This is a genomic window from bacterium (assembly GCA_035528375.1).
Lineage (GTDB): Bacteria > RBG-13-66-14 > RBG-13-66-14 > RBG-13-66-14 > RBG-13-66-14 > RBG-13-66-14.
Genome location: DATKYS010000059.1, coordinates 1 through 7246 on the forward strand (window position 1 = coordinate 1; position 7246 = coordinate 7246).

Below are 7246 nucleotides of genomic sequence, written 5' to 3' on the forward strand. Positions count from 1 at the left end.
GTGGGTGGCCACGATGACCGTGGTCCCGCGCGAGGCGATTTTGCGCAGCAGGTCCATGATTTTCTGCGAGAGGTCGGGATCCAGGTTGCCCGTCGGCTCGTCGGCCAGCAGAAGCTCGGGGTCGCCGGAGATGGCGCGGGCGATGGCGACGCGCTGTTGCTCGCCGCCGGAAAGCTCCTCGGCGAAGGAATCGGCCCGTCCCTCGAGCTCCACGATGCGCAGGATGGAGTCTATGCGCCGCCGGCGCTCGTCTTTGGACAGGCGCCGGATCCGCAGCGCGATGTCCAGGTTTTCCACGGTGGTCCGCCGGGACAGAAGGCGGAAGTCCTGAAACACAACGCCGATCCGCCGCCGCAACCCGGGCAGGTGGCGGATTTTCAGGCGGTTCATGTCGTGCCCCAGAACCGCGAGCTCGCCCTCCGTGGGGCGCTCCTCGCCGAAGAGGAGCTTGAGGAAAGTGGTCTTGCCGGCCCCGGAGGGACCGGTGAGGAAGGTGAACTCGCCCTTGGGGAGCTCGAGGTTGACGTCGTGGAGGGCCAGGATGCCGCGGGAGTAGCGCATGGCGACGTGCTGGAAGATGGCGACTTGGACCACGGGGGTTCCTCTGCGCTAACTCAATGTCAGTCTTAAAGTTGAGGTGATTATAGTCCAGGGCCGGTCGGAGGTCAATCCATATGGGGCGGCCCGGGGGGGTCGCCCCGCATGGAATCGTGTGTAAAACGCTATTCCGTCGCGCCGCCGAAGTGGCTGAACATCGGACCGGGCAGCTCCCGGCGCACGCCGTCGAGGCCGAGGAGGCGGACCCCCTCCTCCCGGGGGAGCACCTTGCCGATGGGCACGAGGCCCTTCTCGCGCTGCTCGAGCCCCGCGGGCCCGGTGACCAGCAGCCGGAAATCCTCGCCGCCGCCCAGGGCCAGACGCACCGGCTCGATTCCCATGGCTTCGGCGACCACCACGAGCGTCGGCGGTAGAAGCAGGCGGTCCTCGGAAACCTGCACCCCCACGTCGGAGGCCTCCGCGAGAAGCCGGAGCTGCTCGGAGAGGGAATCGGAGGTGTCGGCGCAGGTGGTGAGCCGGGTGTCGCGCCAGAGTCGGACGCCGAGCTCCAGCTCGACTTCCGGCCACAGGAAGGCCTTGCGCAGCTTCTCGGAGCCGGAGAAGGTGGTTTTCTGGTTCGTTAAAAGCCAGAAGCCCCCCGCGGCCATCCCGGTGGGACCGCTCAGGTAGATCGTGTTGCCGGGCTTCGCCCCCGCCCTGCCCCCGGGCGCCCAGGTGCTGGGGCGCTGGCCGATGACGCAGATGTCCAGGTAGATGGGCCCCCGGGTCGTGGCCAGGTCGCCGCCGACGAAGGCCAGCTTCGACCAGCCCCCGCTGGAAAAAGGCGCGGACAACTCATCGGCCGCCCAGGCCAGCCCGCGGAAAACCTGCTCGAGGGTCTCCAGCCTGACCTCCGGCGATGCAGCCACGGCGATGGTGGCCCAGAGAGGCGTGGCGCCGAAGGGGGCCAGATCGCTCACCGCCGCGGCCAGGGCCCGCCGGCCGACCGCCTCCTCCCCCATGAGCTCGAGGTCGAAGTGGGTGCCCTCGACCTGCTGGTCACAGGTGATCACCAGATCGAACCCGGCGTTCGGGGTGACCACGGCGGCGTCGTGGCCCGGCCCGACGCGCACACCGCGCATCAGCGGGGGCCTGAATCGCCCGCTGCCGCTGGAGGGCTGCCTGTCCTCGCGAGAGGTGCGCAGGACGTCAGTCTCGGCGACCCGCGTCGGGCTGTCCGACAACAAGATAGCGGTCAGCCGCTTGATGATGTCCTGCTCTGACAATTCCTTTAAATGCATCATGTGCTCCTAATCCAGCTCCTTGGCATCCGCGGGGTCCCCGTCGTACTGGTAGCTGACCCAGTCGAAGGGGTTGATGACCGTCGAGGCCACGTTCATCAGGTGGGCGCTGATCCGCTTCAGGTAACGGCACACCAGGACCGCCATCACCGCGTCCTTCACCGACAGGTCGGTTTTGACGAAGAGCTCGTTGATCAGCTCGTTGGTCTTCGCGGACACGTTCTTGTGGTTTACCAGTACCTGTTGGGCGGCCCCGGCGTCCAGCTCCATGAAGCCCTTCAGCGTGAGCCCGAAACCGTCCTTCACCAGTTCCTCGGTCGCCAGGAGCTCGGCGAGGCGGTGGTACTTCGATTCGAGGATGGGACCGGGGTACGCCACGGCCACCTCGTAGAGGTTCTTCGTGAAGTCGCCCACCCTCTCCAGGTCTATGTTCACGTTCAGGAGAACGAGACCCGCCATGGGATTGTCCCCCGGTTTGACCACCAGGTGCTCGGCGATGAGGCGCCGGATCTCCCGGTTGAGGTGGTTGACGAACCGGTCCCTCCCGTACACGTCCACGTCGGGCTTGACACCGTGCAGGAGGTACTCCCGGACGTAGGAGTAGGTTTTAGCCACGGTCTCGATCATGGCCTGCGTCTTTTCCAGGGCCTGGTTCAAGAGCCCCTTGCTCCGCCAGGCCTCCATGAACTTCTCAAACATGGTCGCTTCCCTAGTTGAAGACGAAAATGACGAGGACGGGAATCAGGAAGAAAATAACACCGATGAACACGATGGCGACGGCTCGATTTTTCTTGACCAGATTGCTGAGTGTCTTGGCCAGCGTGAGCGGCACCACGCGCAGGGGATAGAAAATGGCTATTCCGAAGACGTTGAAGAACATGTGGACGAAGGCCACCGCGAGACCGGCCGGCTCACCCGCCGCCAGGGCGGCCAGGAGCGCGGTCACCGTCGTACCCACGTTCGCGCCCAAAGTGTAGGGGAAAACCTGTTCCACCGTCAACAGCGCCGCCCCAACGAGGGGGACCACCAGGGAGGTAGTGACGGAGCTGGACTGGACGATGGCGGTGAACAGGAGCCCGAGAACGAAAGCCCTGATCGGCGTCTTGAAGAGATAACCGTGGAGAACCCGCTCGAACCGCTCGATCAACAGGCTACGTATCAGCTTCACCAGGTACCGGAGCGAGACGAACAGGAGGGCCAGGGCGATTGCCAGGGCCAGCCAGTATGTCCCTCCGGTGAGCCCGATTATGTGGTCCACAATGGGATCGGTGACAGCGTTCAGGGGGCTCATGAAGGCGAAGCCGCCGCCGCCGCCGGTCGCCGAGACACCGGCCAGCCAGCACCCGAGCTTTTCCAGGGGGTGGAAGAGGTACTCGACGGGCATCAACACCGCGACGGCGCAGATGTTGAACATGTCGTGGACGGTCGCCCCGGCCATTGCGCGGTGGAACTCGTCCCGCCGGGTGATGTGGGTCAGGCTGACGATGGTGTTGGTGATGGTGGTGCCGATGTTCGCCCCCAGGACGATGGGTACCGCCACGCCGATGCCCATGGAACCGGTGGCGACCAAAGCCACCAGCATGCTGGTGACGGTGGAGGAGCTCTGGATGATGCTGGTGGTCAGGATGCCCACGAAGAGGCCGACGATGGGGCTGGAGGTTCCCGCGACCAGGCCCTCGGCGAAATCCTGGCCGAACCCCTTGAAGGACGAGCCCATCAGCTTGATGGACAGCATGAAGAGGTACAGAAAGGCGAGGACGCCGAATATCTTTAAGACGCTGAGAAACGGGGACGCAGCCTGCGGTTTGGTCCGCCCCGCTTCCCGGTCCGCCCGTGGTTCGTCCATTTCAGGGATAAACAGGCACCTCGGCGCAGTGTGAAAACCGTTACAAAAAGGACATATTACGGGGGGGTGGTGAGGATTGTCAACAACACGGGGTGCGGCGGCGACGGGATGCCGGAGCGTCGGGGAGGCGGGCGCGAAGCGCGGCAATCCAGGGGTGAGCGTCGGTTTTCGGTCGGGGGGAAGGAAACCGGGAGCGCGCCGGGGCAAAAAAAATGGAAATTAGCTCTACCCTGTGCTAAACTTACGTAATCTTTTCCGGGTTGAGTTTGCGGTTCTGTAGTTATCAACGTCTCTTTGCCCGAAAGGGCTCAAGCAAAGGAGAAACCGTGAAAAAGCTTCTGCCGCTTCTTCTGGTTCTGGCGCTGATCATGCCGGCCACGGCTCTGAACAAAGACGGCCTGTTGTCCATCGGCGGCCGGGTCTTCTACTGGCTCCCCATGGGTGACTTCGCCAACGCTTACACCAGCTCGGTGGGCTTCGGCGCGAAGGTGGGCTACGGCCTGGCCGAAAACTTCGAGTTCCTCGGCGAGGCGTGGTACGGCATGGCCGGCTTCAACGAGGACTTCTGGGGCGATACGAACCTTGGCGATGAGGATACCACCTACTACCTGGTGACCTTCCAGCTGGGCGGCCGGTTGAACCTCTCCCCTTACAGCCCCTTCGACCCGTACGTCCAGGTCGGCGCCGGTTACTACTCCTGGGCGTACACCAAGGTTGACAATGAGGCCGGAACCTACACCTACGGCGATGCCTCAGTAGACAAGTTCGGCATCAACCTGCGCGCCGGCGGTGAGTTCTTCACCTCCAACCAGATGAGCGTGGACGTGGGCCTGGAGTGGAACTCCATCTTCGGCGTCACCGTGCCGATCAAGGACTGGCACGACCCCGACGACCACAGCCAGGGCTGGGATTACGACACCGAGGACCAGACGGTCAACATCCTCACCTTCGGCATCGGGCTGAACCTCTACTTCTAGTCGCCTGAAGATTCAGTGATGAGGGGGCCCCGCGGGGTCCCCTTAACTTTTGGGGTGCTCCATCCACCCGCCGGTCAGGAACCGAACGACGGTCCTTGGGCGTATTAAACGGGCTGTGCTATACTAAACCCGTCCGACCGACCGGGAGTCAATCGTGCGCAACTTGTTGATAGCAGGCCTGATATTGTTTCTCTGCCTCCCCGCGGCGGCGATAGACAAGACCGGCCTCTTCTCCGTGGGGCCTCAGCTGGCCATCTGGCTCCCAATGGGGCCGATAAACCAGTCGGTCCTCGAGCAGGGCAGCTTCGGGGGTCTGTTCAGTTTCGGCCTCGGCGAGGCGTGGTCCATCGTGGTCCGGGCGGCGCTGGACCTCGCCGGGAAGGATGGGGGTTACTTCGAGAACGCCTTCCCGGCGGGCTCCGACGTGGACTTTAACCTCTTCCAGGCGCACCTGGGCCTGCGGTGGAACATGACCCCCCGCGCCCGATTCGACCCCTTCGTCCAGTTCGGGGTGGGCTACTTCGGCTGGCCGGTGTACGAGGGTGAGGATCCGGTAACCATCCGGGGGAGACAGATGTACGAGTCGCTGACGACGGAGCGCGACCCCACCCGGGGGCAGGTTTTCAGCGGCTGGGTCGCCGTCGGCGGCGAGTTCTTCACCGATGCCGCCCTCTCCCTGGAGTTCGAGATAGGCTACGACGCCGTCTTCGACTTCCCCCGGCCAATCAAGGAGGAGACCGAGGACCTGGTGGGCTGGAACTACGAGGAGGAACTCCTCCACATCCTCACCCTGGGTCTCGGGCTCAACCTCTACATCTGAGGGTGAGGGTTGCGATAATGCCGGGGCGGGCCTCTACGCCCGTTCGCCGACTCATCCGCCACCGTGATAAATGTAGGGCGGGGACTTTAGTCCCCGCCGTTGTTTAGACAATCTTCACGCTCTCTCCTGCACATAGAGCGGAGCGGGCCGACCTGAAGGTCGGCCCCTACGTCATCGTAATATGTAGGGTATAGGTTGGCGCGCTCCCCCTCTCCCTCCTAGGGAGAGGGATGGGGTGAGGGTCAAAGCGGCGGAGTGCAAAGTCCCTGCCCTTCCGTCATCGCAATTCGAGAGGTAATGGCCGGAACGGTTTCCTTCTCCGGCCTACGTGCGAATCACCCGCCTCCCCTCGACGCGGTACTTTCCCGAGAGCACCAGCCCCGCGGCCTCGGGGTAGAGCGCGTGCTCCTCGACCAGGATGCGCTCCGCCAGCGTATCCGGGGTATCATCATCCAGGATCGGCACCACGCGCTGGGCGACTATCGCCCCGCCGTCCAGGCTTGAGTCCACGAAGTGTACGGTGCAGCCGGAGAACTTCACCCCGTACTCCAGGGCCTGACGCTGGACCTCCAGGCCGGGGAAGCTGGGCAGGAGGCTGGGGTGGATGTTGAGGATGCGGCCGGCGAACGGTTCCAGAAGCGGCGCCTTCACCACCCGCATGAAGCCGGCCAGACAGACGAGATCCACGCCGGCCTCGCGGAAGGCCTCGGCGTAATCCCGGGCGTCGTCGCCGTCCAGCTTGGTCCGGTACTTCGCCGGCACCAGGACCCGAGCGGTCACTCCCAGGGCGCGGGCCTTCTCCAGACCGGCGGCGTCGGGCCTGTCGGAGAGGACCAGGGCAACTTCGGCGTCCAGCCTCCCGTCGCGGCAGGCCTCGATGAGGGCGACCATGTTGCTGCCGCGACCACTAATCATTATCCCGATCCGTTTGCCTGGCAACGCCCACCTCCTGGTACGGCCGAACTTGACCCGTCGGGGAGAGGAGTCTACAATACCCGCCGTTGCCCACGAGGTCAAGGTCCGATGAACCGAGTCCTGTCCACCGAGGAGCTGCTCGTCCACTGGGAAGCCGAGGGAAGACCGCGCAAGGTGGTTTTCACCAACGGCTGCTTCGACCTGCTGCACCCCGGCCACGTCCGGTATCTAACCGCGGCGCGGGGACTGGGCGACTGCCTGGTCGTGGGCCTGAATGACGACGCGGGGGTATCGCGTCTGAAGGGTCCGTACCGACCGTACCTGACCTTGGCGGTTCGTGCCGAGCTTCTGGCGGCCCTAGAAGCGGTGGATTACGTGGTCCCCTTTTCCGAGGACACGCCGCTGGAACTGGTAAAGCGACTGCGTCCTGATGTTTTAGTCAAAGGTGGAGGCTACGAGAAGGACATGATCGTAGGTGGCCAAGAGGTTGTGTCCTGGGGGGGCGAGGTGGTCGTGCTGCCCTTGGAAGATGACTTCTCCACCACGGCTATGGCGCTTGCCATTGGCGATTCGACGAACGCCGAGATGGAGGAAGACATTTCGGCCATATTCAGGCCTTATGGGGTCGGGATGGGTGGTCGGGCCACTAAGCACAAGGCCAAGCGGGATAAACGAATTCACCGGGCCGGCGGCAGAAGGGGCAGAAAGTAGTGAAATCCCCTCGGACGCTCTGCGTTATCCCCGCCCGCTATGCGAGCACCCGCCTGCCCGGCAAGCCCTTGAAGAACCTGGGCGGTCGGCCGCTCATTCTCCACACCGTCGAGAGGGCCGAGGCCGCGGCCAGCGTTGA

The 7246-nt window shown here is 64.1% G+C and carries 9 protein-coding genes; 4 read left to right on the forward strand and 5 right to left on the reverse strand.

From position 1 onward, the window contains the following. The 4 genes from ftsE to VM054_04530 all read right to left on the reverse strand — a co-directional run. Window positions 1-594 (reverse strand): cell division ATP-binding protein FtsE (ftsE, locus tag VM054_04515; protein HUT98321.1); only part of this gene is annotated, 594 nt, incomplete at its 3' end. A gap of 128 nt (window positions 595-722) precedes the next feature. Then, a complete protein-coding gene (locus VM054_04520; protein HUT98322.1) occupies window positions 723-1838 on the reverse strand; it encodes a thiamine-phosphate kinase in 1116 nt (371 codons plus the stop codon). 9 nt (window positions 1839-1847) lie between these two features. Continuing rightward, on the reverse strand, window positions 1848-2537 hold the full coding sequence (locus VM054_04525) for a PhoU domain-containing protein (GenBank protein ID HUT98323.1): 690 nt from the start codon (window positions 2535-2537) through the stop codon (window positions 1848-1850). A 10-nt stretch (window positions 2538-2547) separates the two neighbouring features. Continuing rightward, window positions 2548-3684 carry a Na/Pi symporter gene (locus VM054_04530; protein HUT98324.1) on the reverse strand — a complete coding sequence of 379 codons (1137 nt, stop codon included), beginning with the start codon at window positions 3682-3684 and terminating at the stop codon, window positions 2548-2550. Between the two features lie 326 nt (window positions 3685-4010). Here VM054_04530 and VM054_04535 point away from each other — a divergent pair, with 326 nt between their 5' ends. Then, window positions 4011-4661, forward strand: a complete 651-nt coding sequence (locus tag VM054_04535) for a hypothetical protein (protein HUT98325.1) — start codon at window positions 4011-4013, stop codon at window positions 4659-4661. A gap of 154 nt (window positions 4662-4815) precedes the next feature. Continuing rightward, entirely contained in the window at window positions 4816-5481 is a 666-nt protein-coding gene (locus tag VM054_04540; GenBank protein ID HUT98326.1) for a hypothetical protein, read from the forward strand. Window positions 5482-5805: 324 nt separating this feature from the next. Here VM054_04540 and purN read toward each other — a convergent pair whose 3' ends face one another. Beyond that, on the reverse strand, window positions 5806-6420 hold the full coding sequence (purN, locus tag VM054_04545; protein HUT98327.1) for a phosphoribosylglycinamide formyltransferase: 615 nt from the start codon (window positions 6418-6420) through the stop codon (window positions 5806-5808). Window positions 6421-6504: 84 nt separating this feature from the next. Here purN and rfaE2 point away from each other — a divergent pair, with 84 nt between their 5' ends. Continuing rightward, window positions 6505-7107 carry a D-glycero-beta-D-manno-heptose 1-phosphate adenylyltransferase gene (gene rfaE2 / locus VM054_04550; protein ID HUT98328.1) on the forward strand — a complete coding sequence of 201 codons (603 nt, stop codon included), beginning with the start codon at window positions 6505-6507 and terminating at the stop codon, window positions 7105-7107. Continuing rightward, the coding region (locus VM054_04555) for a 3-deoxy-manno-octulosonate cytidylyltransferase (GenBank protein ID HUT98329.1) at window positions 7107-7246 on the forward strand (140 nt) is incomplete at its 3' end. The genes rfaE2 and VM054_04555, both read left to right, overlap by 1 nt.